Origin of the sequence: Serratia montpellierensis (genome assembly GCF_020858655.1) — a bacterium.
GTDB lineage: Bacteria > Pseudomonadota > Gammaproteobacteria > Enterobacterales > Enterobacteriaceae > Serratia > Serratia montpellierensis.
This window is the reverse complement of record NZ_VOSN01000011.1, coordinates 22,885-42,230: the sequence shown is the minus strand read 5'-3', so window position 1 is coordinate 42,230 and position 19,346 is coordinate 22,885. Positions and strand designations below refer to the sequence as shown.

Sequence of the window (19,346 nt, the reverse complement as noted above, 5' to 3'; positions counted from 1 at the left end):
ATCTATATGCTTACAATAGAGCAATATGAAAATAGGAAGGAAGCTCTTGTGGGAGCATCGATGGTGACTATTTGGGAAAATATTCATCCGGATAGTCTATCAGGTAAGATCTGCCTTTCTTTTTATGAGGAAAAAGAGTTATTCCTCTGGTTTATCGAGCATTTGATGAATGAGGGGATAGTAAAACTTGGCAACGGGGGCGAGTTCTTGAAGGGAACAGTGAAAGAGCAGGTCGATAAATTTAGAGCCAGTTTTCCTAATACTCCTGAAGAGATGGAGTATGGCGCTTTTAATGGATACTGGTTTTTATCTGATGCATGCCCCGCTGGCCTTGTCTGGATTCACGAAAACGGCTATCAAGATTGGACTTAGATGCTGTTGTTATAAATAGTGCGTAATATTATTGTTTGACTACTAAAAGCCCGCTGTTGCGGGTTTTTAGTTTTTTAAACTTGTATCTATTCCATCTCAGTTGTTATAAGTGATTCTGTTAGAGTGCAGATGCGTTACAAAGTGCTCTTTTTGATAATATGTCTCCCGCATAACTTGTTCTGCAATATCTACGATGAAATTGGGTTTTTATCGTCCCCGCCCCGTAACCCGCAACACTACCCCCACCAGCAGCAACGCGGCCCCCGAGGCATAGAGCGGGAACCAGCGCGTCCACCAGAGCGGGGAAAACAGCGGGGTGCTATTGGGATCTGCAGGCGCGTAGCCGCTATAGGTATTCAGACCGGCGGCGATGGCGAGCATCGCCAGGCCGATAAAAAGCAGCAGGTTTGAGACGGTTGTCATGGCATTTTTCCTTTGTAGAGGCAGAGGGTAACTCTTACTATCAACATGAATTATTATTCGATTAATTATCTCTGCTGAATGTTATTTATTTCCGCATTCATCAGGCTATTTCCTGACGATAAAATAGCATCCATTAATACTAGTCGCTTATTTTCCAATAAAAAACCCGCCTGCGCGGGTTTTCTCTTTTTCTTGCCGATCGTCACTTCACCAGCGGCTTATCATTGGGCGTTTTGAACTTCGCCAGATATTGCGGCTGGAAGATGCACATGCGCAGCACGGTGCGGTATTCGCCGTTGACGAAGAACTCGTCGATCAGCTCGCCTTCCACGTTGAAGCCCAGCTTGCTGTAGATGTGGATCGCTTTCGGGTTCTCCTTGTCGACGATCAGGTACAGCTTGTACAGGTTCAGCACCGAGAAGCCGTAGTCCATCGCCAGACGGGCGGCGGTGCTGGCGTAGCCTTTGCCCTGGTGGGCAGGATCGATGATGATCTGGAACTCAGCGCGGCGGTGGATGTGATCGATCTCCACCAGCTCCACCAGGCCGACCTTGGCGCCTTCGTGCTCGATGATAAAGCGGCGCTCGCTCTGGTCGTGGATGTGTTTGTCGTAAAGATCGGAAAGCTCGACAAAGGCTTCGTAGGGTTCTTCAAACCAATAGCGCATAACGCTGGCGTTGTTGTCCATCTGGTGGACGAACGACAGATCGTCCCGTTCCAATGGGCGTAACCTGACGCTGGCAGTGCTGGACATGTGGGCTCCTCTGTGCCGTGAAATTGTGCAAAGTATAACTTCACAGAATGGAAGAAGGCGAAAAAAAACGGCGCCGCGTGGGCGCCGTTTAGGCAAGGTTCAGGCTGCGCGCATCAGTCGGCGGCGTGACCTTGCTCAGGCAGGCGTTCGCCGTCCAGCCAGGCGGCGCCATCGCGCATCGCCAGGCGGCCGTCCACGAACCAGCTCACCACCAGCGGATAGATCGTGTGTTCCTGGGTTTGCACCCGCTCAACCACGTCATCCTCTTCGTCGTCAGCGAAAATCGGCACCTTGGCCTGTAAAATCACCGGGCCGCCGTCGAGCTGTTCGGTCACGAAGTGCACCGAGGTGCCGTGTTCGCTGTCGCCGTTGTCGATGGCCTGACGGTGGGTATGCAGACCCGGGTATTTCGGCAGCAGGGAAGGGTGGATGTTCAGCATGCGGCCGGCATAGCGCTGCACGAACTGCGGGCTGAGGATGCGCATGTAGCCGGCCAGCACCACCAGATCGGGCTGGTACTGGTCGATGGCGTCAGCCAACGCGGCGTCGAACGCCGCGCGGTCGGCGTAAGCCTTGGCATCCAGCGCCTGGGCGGCGATACCCGCCGCCTCGGCGCGTTGCAGGCCGTAAGCCTGCGCCTTGTTGCTGAACACCGCCACGATTTCGGCGGCGATGCGGCCCTGCTGGCAGGCGTCAATCAGCGCCTGGAGATTGCTCCCCTGGCCGGAGACCAACACCACGATCTTTTTCATCAGTTGATGACCACTTGTTGTTCGTCGGAAGAGGCGGTCAGTTTACCGATTTTCCACGCTTTTTCACCTGCCGCGGTCAGCAGCGCGATGGCCGCTTCCACTTCGGCTTCCGGCAGGGCGATGACCATGCCTACGCCGCAGTTAAACGTGCGGTACATTTCATGACGGCTGACGTTGCCGGCCTGCTGCAGCCAGGTGAACACCGCCGGCCACTGCCAGCTGGCTTCGTCGATCACCGCCTGCATGCCTTCCGGCAGCACGCGTGGAATGTTTTCCCAGAAGCCGCCGCCGGTGAGGTGAGCGATGGCGTGGACGTCCGCCTTCTCGATCAGCTCCAGCACGGACTTCACGTAAATCTTGGTCGGCGCCAGCAGGTGGTCGGCCAGCGGTTTGCCTTCCAGCTGGGTGGCGGTCGGATCGGTGTTGCTCACTTCCAGGATTTTGCGCACCAGCGAGTAGCCGTTGGAGTGCGGGCCGGAAGCGCCCAGGGCGATCAGCGCGTCGCCGGACTGTACTTTGCTGCCGTCGATGATCTCGGATTTTTCGACCACGCCGACGCAGAAACCGGCCACGTCGTAGTCTTCGCCGTGGTACATGCCCGGCATTTCAGCGGTTTCGCCGCCCACCAGCGCACAGCCGGACTGTTTGCAGCCTTCGGCGATGCCGGTGATCACGCTGGCCGCGGTGTCCACGTCCAGCTTGCCGGTGGCGTAGTAGTCGAGGAAGAACAGCGGCTCAGCGCCCTGAACCACCAGATCGTTGACGCACATCGCCACCAGATCGATGCCGATGGTGTCGTGGCGTTTCAGATCCATCGCCAGACGCAGCTTGGTGCCCACGCCGTCGGTACCGGAAACCAGCACCGGCTCGCGGTATTTCTGCGGCAACGCACACAGGGCGCCAAACCCGCCCAGACCGCCCATCACTTCCGGGCGACGGGTCTGTTTAACTACACCTTTGATGCGGTCTACCAATGCGTTGCCTGCATCGATATCGACACCTGCGTCTTTATAGCTGAGAGAGGTTTTGTCGGTCACTGCGCGATTCCCCACGACGATTTGCGGTTTGAAAACTGTGCTTCCGATGTTGATTCCGGAATAAGGCGCGGCAATTCTAACAGCGCAGGCAAACGTTTGCGAGCGGCTTGTGAACCGGCTCCGCTTTTTCGTCATCTATACTGATATTCAAACTTTTGTTGATCCCGATCGGGCTATTGTGGGTGGCGCGGCGAAAAAAAGGAGGTATAATCCCGCGATTTTTTTGGCCGCAACCACCTTAATAGGAGAAAAATGATGAAGATCGTTGAGGTGAAACACCCGCTGGTAAAACACAAGCTTGGCCTGATGCGCGAAAATGACATCAGCACCAAACGCTTCCGTGAGCTGGCCTCAGAAGTGGGTAGTTTACTGACCTATGAAGCGACCGCCGATCTGGAGACGGAAAAAGTCACCATCGAAGGCTGGTGCGGGCCAGTTGAAGTGGAACAGATCAAAGGGAAAAAGATTACCGTGGTGCCGATCCTGCGCGCAGGCCTGGGCATGATGGAAGGGGTGCTGGAGCACGTGCCGAGCGCGCGCATCAGCGTGGTGGGCGTTTACCGCGACGAAGAAACCCTGGAGCCGGTGCCGTACTTCCAGAAATTGGTTTCCAACATCGAAGAGCGCATGGCGCTGGTTGTCGACCCGATGCTGGCCACCGGCGGTTCGATGATCGCCACTATCGATCTGCTGAAGAAAGCCGGCTGCCACAGCATCAAGGTGCTGGTCCTGGTGGCGGCGCCGGAAGGCATCGCCGCGCTGGAGAAAGCGCACCCGGACGTTGAGCTGTACACCGCCTCCATCGATCAGTGCCTGAACGACAAGGGCTACATCGTGCCTGGCCTGGGCGACGCGGGCGACAAGATATTTGGTACTAAGTAAACATTTGAGCCGACTTAACGAGTCGGCTTTTTTTTGACTAAAACCTATAAAACCAATAAACCGAGGAAAAGCACACATGACCCGTCGCGCCATCGGCGTCAGCGAGCGCCCGCCGCTGCTCCAGACCATTCCGCTCAGCTTCCAGCACCTGTTCGCCATGTTCGGCGCCACCGTGCTGGTGCCTATCCTGTTCAAGATCAACCCGGCGACCGTGCTGCTGTTCAACGGCATCGGCACGCTGCTGTATCTGTTCATCTGTAAAGGCAAAATCCCGGCCTACCTCGGTTCCAGCTTCGCGTTTATCTCGCCGGTGCTGCTGCTGTTGCCGCTCGGTTACGAAGTGGCGTTGGGCGGTTTCATCATGTGCGGCGTGCTGTTCTGCCTGGTGGCGCTGATCGTGAAAAAGGCCGGCACCGGCTGGCTGGACGTGATGTTCCCGCCGGCGGCGATGGGGGCGATCGTCGCCGTCATCGGGCTGGAGCTGGCGGGCGTGGCGGCCAACATGGCGGGGCTGCTGCCGGCGGAAGGCACCAGCGCCGACTCGACCACCATCACCATTTCGCTGGTGACGCTGGCGGTCACGGTGCTCGGCTCGGTGCTGTTCCGCGGTTTTCTGGCAATTATCCCGATCCTGATCGGCGTGCTGGTGGGCTATGCGCTGTCGTTCTTCATGGGCGTGGTGGATTTGACCCCGATCCGCGAGGCGCACTGGTTCGCGCTGCCGACCTTCTACACCCCGCGCTTTGAGTGGTTCGCCATCTTCACCATTCTGCCGGCGGCGCTGGTGGTGATCGCCGAGCATGTCGGCCACCTGGTGGTGACCGCCAACATCGTGAAAAAAGACCTGATCCGCGATCCGGGGCTGCACCGCTCGATGTTCGCCAACGGTATCTCGACGGTGTTCTCCGGCTTCTTCGGTTCCACGCCGAACACCACCTACGGCGAGAACATCGGCGTGATGGCCATCACCAAGGTCTACAGCACCTGGGTGATCGGCGGCGCGGCGGTGCTGGCTATCCTGCTGTCCTGCATCGGCAAGCTGGCGGCGGCGATCCAGGCGGTGCCGGTGCCGGTGATGGGCGGCGTTTCCCTGCTGCTGTACGGCGTGATCGGCGCCTCGGGCATTCGCGTGCTGATCGAATCCAAAGTGGATTACAACAAGGCGCAAAACCTGATTCTGACCTCGGTGATCCTGATCATCGGCGTGAGCGGCGCCAAGGTGCACATCGGCGCGGCGGAGCTGAAAGGCATGGCGCTGGCGACCATCGTCGGCATTGGCCTGAGCCTGCTGTTCAAGGTCATCAGCCTGTTCCGCAAGGAAGAAGAGGTGCTCGACGCGCCGGACGAACCGGCGGAGCAGAAGTAACGAAAAGGGCAGCCCAGGGGCTGCCCTTTTTATTCGTGTTTCTGCATTTATATCCGTTGGGATAAAGTAGCTGATAGCATTAACAACATCGGTTAAAAGGAAAGAGGGCATGGAGTACTACGGCTATATTTTGCTCAAATTTGTGATTGGCTTTGTCATTGTTATCACCCACCTGAACCTGTCGGGAAAGACCCAGCTATCGCAGATGACCCCAGTAGATTTTATCGGTAACTTTGTGCTCGGGGGCATTATTGGGGGCGTTATCTATAGCGACAGCATCCCCTTGTACCAGTATGTCGTTGTATTACTTATCGGTGTAGGGCTAATTTCTCTGTTGAATGCAATCAGTAAACACTGCAACTTCTTTCGTTCGGTCACTATAGGCAATCCGATACCAATTATAAAAAATGGCCGCTTTTTGATGGAAAATATTTTAGCCAAGAAAAATAAAATCGACATCTTGAACGTTTCCTCACAGCTGCATGCGCAGGGGATTCACGCCTTTCAGGAGATTGTCTATGCGCAAATTGAGCCGGGCGGCCAGATCACTGCGGTATGCGAGGGAAATGAACTGCCTTCAGTTATCATTATGAAAAATGGCAGGGCCAGGCCTTATGAGCTGCAGGAGATTAGTAAAGATGAGGAGTGGTTGAACCAAACTATCCGTGAACATGGCATAGAGCCGAAAGATATTTTTATTGCTGAGTTTTGGGACGGTAGGACAGCATTCATTCTTAATGACGGACGTATAGTTAAATAGTGAAAAAGGGGAGCCTCAGCTCCCCAATGTCATATTAGCTGCGAATTTTGCGGTACACGAACAGCACCACGATGGCGCCGATAACCGCTACCACGAAGCTGCCGAAGTTGAAGCCGTCAACCTTGCCGTAGCCGAAGAAGGTGCTGATATAGCCGCCGACCACGGCGCCGATGATCCCCAGCACAACGGTCAGGATAAAGCCGCCGCCGTCTTTGCCGGGCATGATCCACTTAGCCAAAATACCGGCGATTAGGCCGAAGATAATCCAGGAAATAATCCCCATTTACTGCTCCTTTCTTTTGTGGCTGAGAATAGCTTACTGCTGGGTGGCCGGCTGCTTATTGCCGTTCACCGCCGCATCGGTCTCTTGTTTCAACTCTTGCGCTTTGTTTTCGGCGCTGTTCTTGATGGCTTCGGTCTTCGCCTTGGCCTGCTCGGTCAGATCGTTAGCGCCGTTGATGGCGTCGTTTTTGATGGCCTTGGCCTGATCCACCAGCTGCTGGCTTTGTTTGCCGGCGTCATCCTTGATCGCGGCGGCCTTGGCCTTGGCGTCGTTGGTGATGGCGTCGGCCTGCTTGGCGGCTTCATCTTTAATCGCCGAGGCTTTGTCCTTCAGCTGGTCAGCCTGCGTGGCGGCCTCTTTTTTGATTTCATCCGCCGTCGCTTTCGCCTTGTCCGTCAGATCGTCCGCTTTTTTCTGGGCGGCGTCTTTCATCTGCTCGGCGCTGTCTTTGGCTTTATCCAGGTTGGCGTCAACCTTGGAAGAGTCATCACAGCCGGCAACCAACAACCCGATAAAGGAGGCTAACAGCACTTTATTCCATACTTTCATCGTCTATATCCTTGCAGAAACCTTGTTGATGGTGATTGTGTTTTGCCTACCTATACTAGGTCAGGTTTTACTTAAATTACAAATTTAACCTGCTTAGGCATGGGGTTAGGGTTTGATATCAGACTATTCTTGCCGGCGAGGGAGCCGCAATCGATTAAACGGCGCTAAGGCATTGCTCACTATTGCGGCATAAGATCCTGCCGGTTCAACAGCGCCCGTTTTCTGTGTTAAACTGCCCGCGTTTTTCTGCCAGTTTTGGTTGAGGTGCTTCTCTGAATACGCCGGCACAGCTTTCACTGCCACTTTATCTTCCCGATGATGAAACTTTCGCCAGTTTTTATCCGGGCGAGAACCCATCCCTATTAGCCGCGATCCAATCCGCCGTCCGTCAGGAACATGGCAGCTATATCTATTTTTGGTCGCGTGAAGGCGGCGGGCGCAGCCATCTGCTGCATGCGGCCTGCGCCGAGCTTTCGCAGAAGGGGGAAGCGGTGGGCTATGTGCCGCTCGACAAACGCGCTTACTTCGTGCCCGAAGTGTTGGACGGCATGGAGCAGCTGGCGCTGGTTTGCATCGACAATATCGAATGCATCGCCGGCGACGAAGAGTGGGAGATGGCGATCTTCAACCTCTACAACCGCATCTTGGAAACCGGCCGCACCCGTTTGTTCATCACCGGAGATCGTCCGCCGCGTCAGCTGAACCTGCGCTTACCGGATCTGGCTTCGCGCCTGGACTGGGGACAAATCTACAAGCTGCAGCCGCTGTCGGACGAAGAGAAACTGCTGGCGCTGCAGCTGCGCGGCAAACTGCGCGGCTTCGAGTTGCCGGAAGACGTGGGCCGCTTCCTGTTGAAACGGCTGGATCGCGAGATGCGCACGCTGTTTATGACACTCGATCAGCTCGATCGCGCCTCGATCACCGCCCAGCGCAAGCTGACCATCCCGTTCGTTAAAGAGATCCTGGGGCTGTAGCGAGCCATCAAGTCTGTTTTTCCGCGTGTTCCAGCAGGGAGCAGTAGTGCTCAACCTGCTGGCGTTGCCGATCGCTTCGCAGTTGCAAAGCGAGATTGATATGTTCCAGACACTGCGCATTGTCTGCAAGACGTGGATCGATTTTCCCCTGCTGTGCCAACCAGGCCGCCACGTCAGCCCAGCGCCATAACGGTGAGGTGCCGCCGAGCCGTTGAATAGGGGAAGGGAAGCCGCCGGGGCCGCGAGTCCCGTCTTTTAGCATGGCGATCGCCTGACGCGACAGTTCAGTGAGCTCGGCAATATCGCTTAATCCCACCAGGCTGGAGTCTACTGATATCACCTTGGCGCCAATATTTGCAGACTCAATATCGCTGATGGCGCTGCAAATTGCGTGGGCAAAGTTTTCGCTTTCTCGATCAAACTCGAGGTAGACGGCTTTACCGTAGAAACAGATCAGTGCGTCATCGCATCCCGCCGCATACAGCGCATCCTCCAACCCGGTGGTATCGGCGGTGACCCCACCCAGCGTCAATGCGAAATGATAGAGCGTCATGGTGATTCTCCGGTTATTTTTTCTGCGACAGCGCCAGGCAGTGATCGACTTTGCGCCGGATCTGTTTGGCATGCAGCTCGGGATTTTTCGGCGTGCTCCAGATGCTCATCATATGTTCTTGATGACCGACAAAGGCGCAATGCAATCGGCCAAAAGCATGCCCCTTGCTGGGACGAAAATGCCAGCCCTGAGAAAGGGCGTAATCTAACGCCGCCTGGATATGCTTGTCTGGGTGTTTTTTCATCGCTCGTCCAGTGATGCGATCAGAGTAGATGGGGTGTTGACGGTTGTCAACGCTTGTCTTGCCGTAAGGCTCGGCATTTGTGCAGCATAGCAGCAGGAGAAGCGGGGGATGGTGAAAAGTACTTATATAACAACAAATTAAAAATAGCCCTATTCAGGGCTATTGGTATTTTGCGGTTCAATAAGAGACTTGCCGGACGATTACAAAATCTCCAGCACCTGCTCCGGCGGCCGGCCGATACGCGCCTTGCTGCCTTTCACCACGATCGGGCGTTCGATCAGTTTCGGGTTCGCCGTCATTGCCGCCAGCAGCTGTTCTTCGCTCAGACTGTCGTCCGCCAGCTTCAATTCTTTGTACAGATCTTCTTTTTTGCGCATCAGATCGCGCGCGGATGTGAAGCCTAATTCTTTCAACAGCTTTTTCAGCTCATCGGCCGACGGGGGCGTTTCAAGATACAGCACCACCTTGGGATCGACACCGTGCTGCTCCAGCAGCGCCAGGGTTTCACGGCTCTTGGAGCAGCGCGGGTTGTGGTAAATCGTGACGTTTTTCATGGCGTTCATTCCTTGTTGAATCAGCTGCGCTGGTATTGGCGGAAGCGCTGTTGCAGTTGGCGCAGCTGGTCGATGCGCGCATCGTAGCGCGCCTGTTTCAGGCTGCCGAGTTTCTGCAGCGAGCTGGCATTGCTGAGCAGGCCGATGGCCTGATCGAGCCGGCCGGTCAGCGCCAGGCTTTCGGCGCGGGCCGACAGCTCTTCATCGCGCAGCCCCTGGGCGGCGCTGGCCTGCGCCAGCAGATCCCAGCCGTTCGGATCGTCCGGATGGGCAAAGGTATAGCGGTTCAGGATCTTCGAGGCCTGCGCCGGCTGGTTGCCTTCGACATAGGCATTGGCCAGGTTGAGCTGCAGCACCGGGTTGTTGTTCTGGGCGGCGTTGGCCGCCTGCAGGCGGGCGATGGCCTGTGGCGCGCGTTTCTGGCCGAGATCGATGTCGGTCATCAGGTCGATCAGCCAGACGTTTTTCGCATCCTGCGCCAGCATTGGTTGAATGATGTTGCGTGCGTCGTCGTATTTTTTCGCTTCATAGAACAGGATGGCGCGGCCGTATTTGGCGGCCGCCTGTTCGCGCACGTTGCCCTTGCTGAGGGAGCCGAGCAGCTCTTCGTTCAGGCCATAGCCTTCCGAGCTGTACATACCCAGTGCGCGTACCTTGGCCATCAGGTAGTCCTGTGAAGACTGAACGATGTGTTTCGGCATCTGGTTGGCGCGGTTGCGCGCGTCGGAGAGGCGGCTGTCCGGCAAGGGGTGCGTCAGCAGCATTTCCGGCGGTTTGGAGGCATAGCGCGACTGATCCGAGAGTTTTTGCAGGAAGTCGGGCATCGCTTCGGGATCAAAACCGGCGCGCTGCAGCACCTGAATGCCGATGCGGTCGGCTTCCTGTTCGTTCGACTGGGTAAAGCTGATCATGCCCTGCTGGGTGCCGGCCAGGGTGCCGCTCAGCGCCGCCATGCCCATGGTCGGGTTGGCCATCGCCAGCAGGATCGAGCCGAGTGCGCCCACCCAGGTTAGCGGGGCGTTGCGCTGCTGATCTTCCATGGCGCGCGCCAGGTGGCGCTGGGTGACGTGCGAGATTTCGTGTGCCAGCACCGAAGCCAGCTGGCTTTCGTTGTCGCTGACGCGGAACAGCGCGGAGTGCAGCACCACGTTGCCGCCGAAGAAGGCGAAGGCGTTGATCTCGTCGTTGCGCACCAGATAGAAATGGAACGGCGTGCGCACTGAATAGGCGCTGGCCACCAGGCGGTTGCCCAGCTGGTTGATGTACTGGCTCAGCAGCGGATCGTTGATCAGCGGGGCGCTGGCGCGCAACTGGCGCACGTAGAAATCGCCCATCGCCAGCTCTTGTCCGATGCTCAGGGTGCCGCCGGCGGAGGTGCCCATGTCCGGCAACTGGTCCTGGCTTTCCGCCTGTGCTGGCGCCAGGGCGGTGGCGTTCAGCGTGCCGAGCAGCAGCACCGCTAACGCGGTTTTGGTCAACCGGTTGGTCATAGTCAGGCGTTTCCCTTAAATAATCATTTCTAAGACGTCAGCAGCAGACAAGAGTTCTTTATTCCCACGGCGCAATCCGCGTGAAAGTGCGGCGGCTCACAAACCGCGGCGGCGGCACCCATCACATCATAGTCAGCCGCAGGCGACAAGGAAACGTTAGCCGGGCGCGGATCGGGCAAAAAAGTTTTATTTTTCATTTTGAAGGGCGCTTTCTGCGTCGCCGGCGGCCTGCATTGTCAATAAAACACGGACAAAGTTGATCCGCGTTTTATTGACAAGATAAACGCAGACTCATATAGTCTGCGTTATTGAATGTTCATTGACGGTCGAAAACGGACATATGGCGTACATCACAACCAGCGTTGAATATGGCATCCACTGCCTGCTGTGGCTGGTCGGCGATAACCAGCGCGCGCTGAGCAGCCGCGAACTCGCCGAGTTGCAGGGCATCTCCCCTAGCTTTCTGGCCAAGATTTTCCCCAAGCTGGAAAAGGCGGGGATCGTCGCCGCCAGCGAAGGGGTGCGTGGCGGCTACCGGCTGGCCCGCCCGGCGGACGAGATCAGTTTTCTGGCAATCATCGACGCCATCGAGGGGCACAAGCCGCTGTTCGATTGCCAGGAGGTGCGCGGGCGCTGCGCGGTGTTCGATGACTCCCCGCCGGATTGGGCGATCTCCGGCAAATGCGCTATCCATGCGGTGATGCTGCAGGCGGAGAAGGCGATGCGCGATGCGCTGGCGGCGCAGACCCTCGGCGCCGTCGCCGCCCGCTTTGGCCGCAAGGCGCCGCAGGGCTTCTTCGGTGAGGTCAACCTCTGGCTCGACGAGCGCATGACGGAACGCACCGCGCGCAGCGGCAAAACGGCGCGCGCCAAGACCTAATCGCCGCCTTTCCTTAAAGCGAAACACACTTTTTCCCGCCTCTTCGGAAGGGGCGGGCGGGCCTTCTGCACCCTGTTACGGGAGCGGAACGGCATCGTTCATCCGAAAAAACTGCGGGCAGCCTTGTCGCCCGGTTAACCCTGTATGAAGGAGTCATCCCATGACGCAGAAAATAGTGATTGCCGGTTCCGGTTTTGCCGGTTTTTGGGCCGCCGTGTCCGCCATGCGCGCCATTACCCTTGCCGGTAAGCATGAGGATATCGAGGTGCTCATGGTCTCACCGACGCCAACGGTCACCATCCGCCCGCGCCTGTATGAAGCGGTGTTGGAAAACATGAACCCGGACATTTCCGCGCAGCTCGCCGCCGTCGGTGTACGGCATCTGGCCGGGACGGTAGAGGGCATCGATGCCGCCGCCAAAACGCTCACGGTGGCGCAGGCGACGGGGGAAGCCCTTGAATTGGTTTACGACCGCCTGGTGTGGGCCACCGGCAGTCGGCTGTCTGTCCCGCCGGTACCGGGTTTTGCCGAATACGGTTTCAACGTCGATACGCTGGAAAGCGCGCAGCGTCTGGATGCTCATATTAAAGCGCTGGCGGCCAAACCGTCGACGCCGGCGCGCAACACCGCCGTGGTGGTGGGAGCGGGACTGACCGGCCTGGAGAGCGCGGCAGAGATGCCGCAGCGGCTGCGCGATGCGCTGGGCAAAGACGAGAACGTGCGCGTGGTGATCGTCGATACCGCGCCGGAAGTGGGCGCGGGAATGGGGGCAGAGCCGGGGGCGGTGATACGCCAGGCGCTGGCGGAGTGCGGCGTGGAAGCGCGGGCCGGCCTGCGCGTTTCGGCTATCGATGCCGAGGGAGTGATGCTGTCGAACGGTGAACGCATCGCTGCCAACACGGTGATCCTGGCGGCGGGCGTGCGGGCTCACCCGCTGACCGAACAGATCCCCGGCGAGCGTGACGGCAGTGGCCGAGTGATCGGCGACGCCTTCCTGCGCGCGCCGGCGGCGGCGGGCATTTTCGTGACCGGCGATACGGTGAAGGCGGCGACCGACGATCTCGGTAACCACAACCTGATGACCTGCCAGCATGCGCTGAGCCTTGGCCGTGTCGCTGGCCATAATGCGGCGGCGGAGCTGACGGGCTTGCCGACGCACCCTTACAGCCAGCCGAAGTATGTGACCTGTCTGGATCTGGGCCCCTGGGGCGCGCTGTATACCGAAGGCTGGGAGCGCCAGGTGCGCTTTACCCGTGAGGAAGGCAAAAAGATTAAGCAGGAGATCAACACGCAGTGGATTTACCCACCGGCGGCGGATCGCGAGGCGCTGTTTGCCGTCGCCAATCCGGATTTCGTGATTGTGCCTTAAAGAAAAGAGAAAACGGGAGCGGCAACGCTCCCGTCGTCATTGGCCCAGCGGCAGGAACGAGCGCTCCGGCACCACGGTTTTCATCACCAGCGTGGAGCTCAGGCGCTGCACGCCCGGCAGAGCGGAGAGCTTCTCGTCGTAAAGCTGCTGGAAGGCGGGCAGATCGCGGGCGATCACGTGCAGCAGATAGTCGGGATCGCCAAACAGCCGCTGTGCCTGCACCACCTGCGGAATGTCCACCATGGCGTTTTCGAAGGTTTCAACGGCGCGGCGATCGCCTTCGCGCATGGTGACGAACACCAGGGCGGAAAAGTTATAGCCCAGGCTGCCGGGATCGAGCTGGGCGCGGTAACCCCTGATCACCCCGGACTCCTCTAATGCGCGCACTCGGCGGTGGCAGGGGGACACGCTCAAACCGATCCGCTCGGCCAGCTCGGTCACCGACAAACGGCCGTCAACCTGCAATTCAGCAAGAATCTTGCGATCAATCTTATCCATTTGGAAAAATTTCCCCGCTTATGCCAGTTTCAGGCAAGTAATTGAAAGCACATTTTAACGCCTTGAGGATATTCTTGCCATCTGTTGAACGGTTTTGACGGCCAGCATGGCAGGCGGAGGCCGTTCTTCTTCCAAGAGGAAAGCGCAATGGTTCTTTGTTCGGAATGGCGCGGCGCGTTTGAGCGGGTGCCGGCATGACGCTCGCTCTGTTCGCCGCTTTTTGGGCGGTGTCGATTTTGTTGGTGATCACGCCGGGTATGGATTGGGCCTATGTGATCTCGGCGGGCATTCGCGGCCGGGTGGTGGTGCCCGCCGTCGCCGGTTTGCTGTTCGGCCACCTGCTGATGATTGCGATCGTGGTGGCGGGCGTCGGTGCGCTGCTGGTCGGCAACCCGCTGGCGCTGACGGCGCTCACCTTGCTGGGAGCGGCTTATCTGTTGTGGATCGGTTTCAACATGCTGCTGCACCCGCCGGTGCCCGGCGCCGGTGAAGATCAGCGTTCCGATTCCTGGCTGCGCTGGGCCGGCAAGGGCGTGTGCGTCAGCGGCCTGAATCCCAAGGTGTTTCTGCTGTTTCTGGCGCTGCTGCCGCAGTTTACCGACGCCAGGGCCGAATGGTCGGTGCCGATGCAGATGCTGGCGTTGGGCGTGGTGCATTTGATCAGCTGCGGCCTGGTGTATCTGCTGGTGGGATTCGGTTCGCAGTCGGTGCTGCGCACGCGCCCGCAGGCTGCGAAGGTGGTGGGGCGCATCTCCGGCGCGGCGATGATCGTCATCGCCCTCGGGCTGCTGGCCGAGCAGGCGCTGAAATAGTGGTTCGAAAGGCCCGCTGGCGCGGGCCAGGCGGTATCAGGATCTGACGGCGAGCAGCACCGATGAGGCTTTGATCAGGGCAATGGCGCGCGAACCGTTCTTCAGCGCCATCTCCTGCAGGCTTTCATTGGTGATCACCGACGTCAGCACAAAACCGGCATCCGCTTTGAGGTGTACGGTGCTGTTGACCGCGCCGTGCTCAACCGCAATCACTTCCCCGGCAAACTGGTTGCGGGCGGAAAAACGCAAACCGCAATCCTCTGTCGCCAGGATCACCCACGGCGCTTTAATCAGCGCGACGGCCTCTTTGCCGACGCTTAACCCCAGCGACTGTTGGCTTTGTACCGTGACGATAGCCACCAGTTTTTCACCGCCCTGCAATGCGATCTCCACTTCGTCATTGACGGCGCCTTTGGCGACGGCGGACACGGTACCGGTGAATTGGTTACGGGCTGAAACGGGCATAGACTCTCCTTGAAAGGGGCAAACGGTAAAATTTTTCGCCAGCATGCACCCTAACCGCCGCGATTGCCAATGCAGCGGGGAAAGAGTGTGAGCAGAGCGAGCTTACTTAAAAATTAACGCCGATAGATGTCCGGCCGGGCGATCTGCCAAACAAAATCGGGACGATTGATGGCGCTATACCCCACTTTTTCATAGAGCCAGGGGGCGGTGCTGGTGACCAGCATGATTCGCCGCAGCGTCGCCATCAGCGGATGGGCCTGGCAACATTCCGCCAGCCACAGACCCAGCCCGCTTTTTTGGTACGTTTCCAGCACGTACACGTCGCACAGATAGCCGAAGGTGGCGTAATCGGTGACCAGCCGGGCGAAACCGATTTGTCTGGTGCCGTGATACAAACCGAAGCACAGGCTGTGGGCGAGGGACTGGCGAACGGTCTCTTTATCAATGCCTTCCGCCCATGACGAACGGGTCAGAAATGCATGGATGGCGTCAAGATCCAGCAGGGCGGGCTCGGTGCTGACGAGATAGTCAGCACGCCGCCACTCCCGTGGGTCAGAGGTTGTCATGAGGGGGCATCTCCTGTTGTCTGCTTGTTTGCCGTTAAGTGTCTGTACGCAGGGTGAGGCAGTCTCTCGACGGTGTAAGGCGAGATAATCATGCCCGGCACCGCGGTCGATAGCTGACGTATTGGCTTTGATAATACGAGATACCGCCATGACTTTTAGAGAGCGAAGGAAAATAATTACGCTTGATTGCGTAAATAATAATGAGTATGTTTCTCATTCTCTTTGTTGTTCGCGGGCGCACGAAGGAGTTATTAGCCTGCATTAGCGTGATAGTTGATTCACAGGGAAACACTGAGACGCGCGGTGGCGCTCATTTCTCGTTATGAGAAAGCTCAAAACTAAACTGCAGAGCCCCCGTTAACGCCGTTTTAAATGGTCAAGGATTTCCCCGATGAAAATGAAAATCTCTGTGCTCGCCCTGCTGACGGGTATGGCGCTAAGCGGCTGCGCGCCGCACCAAACCACTTCCTCTTCCCCTGCCGTGCAACCTCTCGCGCCAGCGGCGCAATCCGACAGCGTCGTCAAACGCCAACTGGCTTATGGTTTGTATGAAATGGCGCTGACGCCAGGGGGAGATGCGCTGTACGTCGCCAGCGCCGAAAGTTTTAAAGATGTACAGGGGGGCGTGGTCTATAAGCTGGACGCCAAGACCCTGAAAACCCTTGGCACGACGCATACCGATCTGAAAAATTTCGCCATGCAGGCCTCTGCGGATGGAAAAACCCTTTATGTCAGCAATTCGCTGGACGGCGGTATCAGCGCAATCGGCGCCGCCGACGGTAAGGTGAAAGGACGTTTGTTGTTCAGCGAGCGCAATGAGAAAGGGTTGCCGTATGGTGCGCGCCAAATTCTGGCTCACAACAATACGCTGTATGTGGGGGCGGTGGCCGATCCGGCGCAAATTTGGGTGGTTGACGCCGAAACGCTCAAGCTGAAAACGCGCATTAAAAATACCGGCAAATGGATGACCGGCCTGCATTACTCCGAACAGACCCAACGTGTGTATGCCGCCAATGGCAGCGGCGAGATCCTGGTGATCAACCCGCGTTCCAATCGCATCGAGAAACGCTGGAAACCGTTGGGAGACCAACCGGCACTGCTGCTTAATATGGCTGAAGACGAGGCTACCGGTCGTTTGTTCGTCACTGACAACTCCAAGGCGAAGACCACGCTGGTCTTGGATATTCATACCGGAAAATTATTGAAGCGGCTTGATGTGGGCGACTCTTTGGCTGTCGTTTTCAATTCACGGCGCAATGAAATTTATATCTCGCAGCGTGAATCCGGCAATGTACTGAGCCTGGATGCGACGACCTATGCGGTGAAACAGCGCTGGGCGCTGCCGCCGAATCCAAACAGCTTGCTGTTGTCGGCAGATGGCCAGACATTGTTCGTTACTGTCAAACAACCGTTTAACAAAGATCATTCCACTCAGGGGCCGGACAGCGTGGTTCGCATCGCGTTGAATCAATAAGCCCCATCGGCTCGGCGACGGGCCATTTAACTTTTTATCCTCATTCATGAGTGAATTATGCACAACACCAGTACAACGAATTCCCCTTTACGCAAAACGCTGCTGGCGCTGGCTATCGGCGCGCTGAGCCAAGGCGCGCTGGCCGCAGACGGCGACGCCAAGAAAAACCAGGAGGACACCCTGGTCGTCCGGGCCGAAAAACACGCCGATTTCAACTCCGGCGGCAATGATTTGGTTCCCGCCTACCTGGATGGACAGGTTGCCCACGGCGGCCGCCTGGGAATGTTGGGCGAACAGAAAGCGATGGACGTCCCGTTCAACGTCATAGGTTATACCGCGAAGCTGGTACAGGATCAGCAGGCGAAGACCATCGCCGACGTGGTCAGCAACGACGCGGGTGTGCAGGCGGTGCAGGGATACGGTAACTTCGCCGAAACCTATCGCATCCGCGGTTTCTCACTGGACGGCGACGACATGACGATGGGCGGGCTGCCGGGCGTGGTGCCGCGTCAGGTGATGGATACCCAGATGCTGGAGCGGGTAGAGATCTTCAAAGGGGCGAACGCCTTGCTGAACGGCCTGGCTTCCAGCGGCGTTGGCGGCATGATCAATCTTGAACCGAAACGGGCGGAAGAAACGCCGACCACTCAGATCGGCCTCGACTACACCTCCGATTCTCAGGTGGGCGGCAAGCTGGATCTGGGCCGCCGTTTTGGTGACGACAACCAGTTTGGCGCTCGCGTCAACCTGGTACACCGAGAGGGGGAAACGGCGGTTGAGGATGATAAGCGGCGCACCACGCTGGCATCGGTCGGGCTGGACTATCGCGGCGATCGTTTCCGTTCATCGTTGGACTTCGGTTATCAGAAAAAGACCTTCCATGGCGGAACGATGGGGGTCAACATCAGCGGCATCGATGTGATACCCGCAGTGCCTGACACCCGTAAAAATTACAGTCAGCAGTGGGGCTACAGCGATATCGAGAACGAATTCGGCATGGCGAAAGCGGAATATGATTTAACCCGCGACTGGAAGGCCTATGCCGGGTTGGGTGCGCAGCACGGCCATGAAACCGGCGTTTACAGCGCACCGAAGCTCATCAACGCCAACGGCGATGCCACGGTTGGGCGTCTGGACACCAATCGCATCATCGACGCTTTCAGCGGCATGGCGGGGCTTGAGGGCAAGTTCACGACCTGGGCGGTTTCGCATCGGGTCAACGTCGGTTATTCCGCGCAGATTAAACGCGACAAAACCGCGTGGCGCATGTCTGCCAACAATCCGACGACCAATATCTACGATAACCATGATGTCGCAATACCGGACAACGCCTATTTCGGTGGCAACTACAGCGATCCGCTGACCACGGCGCGCAACCGGACGCAGGGCTGGTTGTTCAGCGATACGCTGGGCTTTTTCGGCGACCGGGTGTTGTTAACGGCGGCCGCGCGCCATCAGAAAGTGGTGGTGCGTAATTACAGCAACGCCACCGGTCTGGAGGATACCGCCTCTCGTTATACGCAAAGCCGTTGGATGCCGACGTTCGGGCTGGTCTACAAGCCGTGGGAAACGGTGTCGCTTTATGCCAACCATACCGAGGCCTTGCAGCCTGGCGGCATCGCGCCGAAAGAGGCGGCCAACTTCGGGCAAAGTACCGGTATCGCCCGTTCCAAGCAAAATGAAGTGGGGGTGAAAGTTGATTTCGAACGCGTGGGCGGCTCGTTGGCGCTGTTTGAAATCAAAAAGCCGGCCACCATGATCGACAGCAACAACTACTACACGTTGAACGGCGAACAACGCAACCGCGGCGTGGAGTTGAATGTGTTCGGCGAACCGGCATTCGGCCTGCGCCTTAACGGCAGCGCTACCTGGCTTTCGCCTGAGTTGACCAAAACCCAGGGCGGTCGTAACGATGGCAAAGACGCTATCGGCGTAGCGCACTTCTACGCGGTACTGGGAGCGGAATACGATATCAAGCCAATCGATGGCCTGACGGCAACGGCGAAAGTGCGGCATACCGGTTCGCAATATGCCGACTCTGCCAATACCAAAAAGCTCGATAGTTTCACGACCCTGGATCTCGGCCTTCGCTATCGCATGCGTTTGAATGAGGATCAAAACACGCTGGTATGGCGTGTGGGGTTGGACAACGTCACGAATGAGAAGTATTGGTCCGGCGTAGAAAGCAATGGCACTTACGTCTTCCAGGGACAGGCGAGGACGCTGAAAGCGTCGGTAACTTACGACTTCTAATCGATACAGAAACGACGGCGTCCCACATGCGATGGG

23 protein-coding genes are annotated in these 19,346 nt (G+C 57.6%); 10 read left to right on the top strand and 13 right to left on the bottom strand.

Features of this window, described 5'->3' with window-relative positions:
• Positions 1-6: 6 nt before the first annotated feature.
• Positions 7-372: a DUF596 domain-containing protein gene (locus FUU19_RS11570; RefSeq protein WP_049242884.1), complete on the top strand. Its 366-nt coding sequence runs from the start codon at positions 7-9 to the stop codon at positions 370-372.
• A 207-nt stretch (positions 373-579) separates the two neighbouring features.
• On the opposite strand, the gene FUU19_RS11565 is transcribed toward FUU19_RS11570, so the two are convergent.
• The 4 genes from FUU19_RS11565 to purM all read right to left on the bottom strand — a co-directional run bounded on the left by FUU19_RS11565 (position 580) and on the right by purM (position 3,338).
• Positions 580-795 (bottom strand): hypothetical protein, encoded by a 216-nt coding sequence (locus FUU19_RS11565; protein WP_197786669.1) that lies wholly within the window; start codon positions 793-795, stop codon positions 580-582.
• A 202-nt stretch (positions 796-997) separates the two neighbouring features.
• The gene (gene speG, locus FUU19_RS11560; protein ID WP_004941631.1) at positions 998-1,549 is read right to left on the bottom strand and encodes a spermidine N1-acetyltransferase; all 552 of its coding nucleotides are present in this window, start codon (positions 1,547-1,549) and stop codon (positions 998-1,000) included.
• 113 nt (positions 1,550-1,662) lie between these two features.
• Positions 1,663-2,301 (bottom strand): phosphoribosylglycinamide formyltransferase, encoded by a 639-nt coding sequence (gene purN / locus FUU19_RS11555; protein WP_015378720.1) that lies wholly within the window; start codon positions 2,299-2,301, stop codon positions 1,663-1,665.
• On the bottom strand, positions 2,301-3,338 hold the full coding sequence (gene purM / locus FUU19_RS11550; RefSeq protein WP_025303843.1) for a phosphoribosylformylglycinamidine cyclo-ligase: 1,038 nt from the start codon (positions 3,336-3,338) through the stop codon (positions 2,301-2,303). Before purM ends, purN begins: the two co-directional genes overlap by 1 nt.
• A 255-nt stretch (positions 3,339-3,593) precedes the next feature.
• On the opposite strand from purM, the gene upp reads away from it, so the two are divergent.
• The 3 genes from upp (at position 3,594) to FUU19_RS11535 (ending at position 6,346) form a co-directional block, all read left to right on the top strand.
• A complete protein-coding gene (gene upp, locus FUU19_RS11545) occupies positions 3,594-4,220 on the top strand; it encodes a uracil phosphoribosyltransferase (protein ID WP_038873707.1) in 627 nt (208 codons plus the stop codon).
• Positions 4,221-4,296: 76 nt separating this feature from the next.
• A complete protein-coding gene (gene uraA / locus FUU19_RS11540; protein WP_021504398.1) occupies positions 4,297-5,586 on the top strand; it encodes a uracil permease in 1,290 nt (429 codons plus the stop codon).
• Between the two features lie 109 nt (positions 5,587-5,695).
• Positions 5,696-6,346 (top strand): DUF421 domain-containing protein, encoded by a 651-nt coding sequence (locus FUU19_RS11535; RefSeq protein WP_019452427.1) that lies wholly within the window; start codon positions 5,696-5,698, stop codon positions 6,344-6,346.
• Positions 6,347-6,380: 34 nt separating this feature from the next.
• Here the strand turns inward: FUU19_RS11535 and FUU19_RS11530 are convergent, their stop codons facing one another.
• Entirely contained in the window at positions 6,381-6,629 is a 249-nt protein-coding gene (locus FUU19_RS11530) for a GlsB/YeaQ/YmgE family stress response membrane protein (RefSeq protein WP_016926728.1), read from the bottom strand.
• Between the two features lie 33 nt (positions 6,630-6,662).
• Positions 6,663-7,178, bottom strand: a complete 516-nt coding sequence (locus FUU19_RS11525; protein WP_141967334.1) for an E3 ubiquitin--protein ligase — start codon at positions 7,176-7,178, stop codon at positions 6,663-6,665.
• Between the two features lie 272 nt (positions 7,179-7,450).
• Between FUU19_RS11525 and hda the strand changes: the two genes are divergently transcribed.
• A complete protein-coding gene (gene hda / locus FUU19_RS11520) occupies positions 7,451-8,152 on the top strand; it encodes a DnaA inactivator Hda (protein ID WP_025159568.1) in 702 nt (233 codons plus the stop codon).
• A gap of 7 nt (positions 8,153-8,159) precedes the next feature.
• Here the strand turns inward: hda and FUU19_RS11515 are convergent, their stop codons facing one another.
• From FUU19_RS11515 to bepA, 4 genes are all read right to left on the bottom strand, one after another.
• Complete coding sequence (locus tag FUU19_RS11515; RefSeq protein WP_141967336.1) at positions 8,160-8,705, bottom strand: helix-turn-helix transcriptional regulator; 546 nt, start codon at positions 8,703-8,705, stop codon at positions 8,160-8,162.
• Between the two features lie 13 nt (positions 8,706-8,718).
• Positions 8,719-8,949 (bottom strand): hypothetical protein, encoded by a 231-nt coding sequence (locus FUU19_RS11510; RefSeq protein ID WP_074181238.1) that lies wholly within the window; start codon positions 8,947-8,949, stop codon positions 8,719-8,721.
• Positions 8,950-9,149: 200 nt separating this feature from the next.
• On the bottom strand, positions 9,150-9,503 hold the full coding sequence (gene arsC, locus FUU19_RS11505) for an arsenate reductase (glutaredoxin) (protein ID WP_033648817.1): 354 nt from the start codon (positions 9,501-9,503) through the stop codon (positions 9,150-9,152).
• 20 nt (positions 9,504-9,523) lie between these two features.
• Complete coding sequence (gene bepA, locus FUU19_RS11500) at positions 9,524-10,993, bottom strand: beta-barrel assembly-enhancing protease (RefSeq protein WP_038873698.1); 1,470 nt, start codon at positions 10,991-10,993, stop codon at positions 9,524-9,526.
• Positions 10,994-11,333: 340 nt separating this feature from the next.
• On the opposite strand from bepA, the gene FUU19_RS11495 reads away from it, so the two are divergent.
• Both FUU19_RS11495 and FUU19_RS11490 read left to right on the top strand, forming a co-directional pair.
• A complete protein-coding gene (locus FUU19_RS11495; protein ID WP_141967338.1) occupies positions 11,334-11,873 on the top strand; it encodes an RrF2 family transcriptional regulator in 540 nt (179 codons plus the stop codon).
• A 160-nt stretch (positions 11,874-12,033) separates the two neighbouring features.
• The gene (locus FUU19_RS11490) at positions 12,034-13,242 is read left to right on the top strand and encodes an NAD(P)/FAD-dependent oxidoreductase (protein ID WP_230490592.1); all 1,209 of its coding nucleotides are present in this window, start codon (positions 12,034-12,036) and stop codon (positions 13,240-13,242) included.
• Between the two features lie 36 nt (positions 13,243-13,278).
• Here the strand turns inward: FUU19_RS11490 and FUU19_RS11485 are convergent, their stop codons facing one another.
• A complete protein-coding gene (locus tag FUU19_RS11485) occupies positions 13,279-13,740 on the bottom strand; it encodes an Lrp/AsnC family transcriptional regulator (protein ID WP_060434434.1) in 462 nt (153 codons plus the stop codon).
• A 194-nt stretch (positions 13,741-13,934) separates the two neighbouring features.
• Between FUU19_RS11485 and FUU19_RS11480 the strand changes: the two genes are divergently transcribed.
• A complete protein-coding gene (locus FUU19_RS11480) occupies positions 13,935-14,552 on the top strand; it encodes a LysE family translocator (RefSeq protein ID WP_004941674.1) in 618 nt (205 codons plus the stop codon).
• Positions 14,553-14,588: 36 nt separating this feature from the next.
• Here FUU19_RS11480 and FUU19_RS11475 read toward each other — a convergent pair whose 3' ends face one another.
• Together FUU19_RS11475 and FUU19_RS11470 are read right to left on the bottom strand one after the other, a co-directional pair.
• The gene (locus FUU19_RS11475; RefSeq protein ID WP_230490593.1) at positions 14,589-15,017 is read right to left on the bottom strand and encodes a TOBE domain-containing protein; all 429 of its coding nucleotides are present in this window, start codon (positions 15,015-15,017) and stop codon (positions 14,589-14,591) included.
• Between the two features lie 113 nt (positions 15,018-15,130).
• Positions 15,131-15,583 carry a GNAT family N-acetyltransferase gene (locus FUU19_RS11470; protein WP_141967344.1) on the bottom strand — a complete coding sequence of 151 codons (453 nt, stop codon included), beginning with the start codon at positions 15,581-15,583 and terminating at the stop codon, positions 15,131-15,133.
• A gap of 391 nt (positions 15,584-15,974) precedes the next feature.
• Here FUU19_RS11470 and FUU19_RS11465 point away from each other — a divergent pair, with 391 nt between their 5' ends.
• Positions 15,975-17,057, top strand: a complete 1,083-nt coding sequence (locus tag FUU19_RS11465; protein ID WP_033644010.1) for a YncE family protein — start codon at positions 15,975-15,977, stop codon at positions 17,055-17,057.
• Positions 17,058-17,114: 57 nt separating this feature from the next.
• Complete coding sequence (locus tag FUU19_RS11460; RefSeq protein WP_033644008.1) at positions 17,115-19,310, top strand: TonB-dependent receptor; 2,196 nt, start codon at positions 17,115-17,117, stop codon at positions 19,308-19,310.
• Positions 19,311-19,346 lie beyond the last annotated feature (36 nt).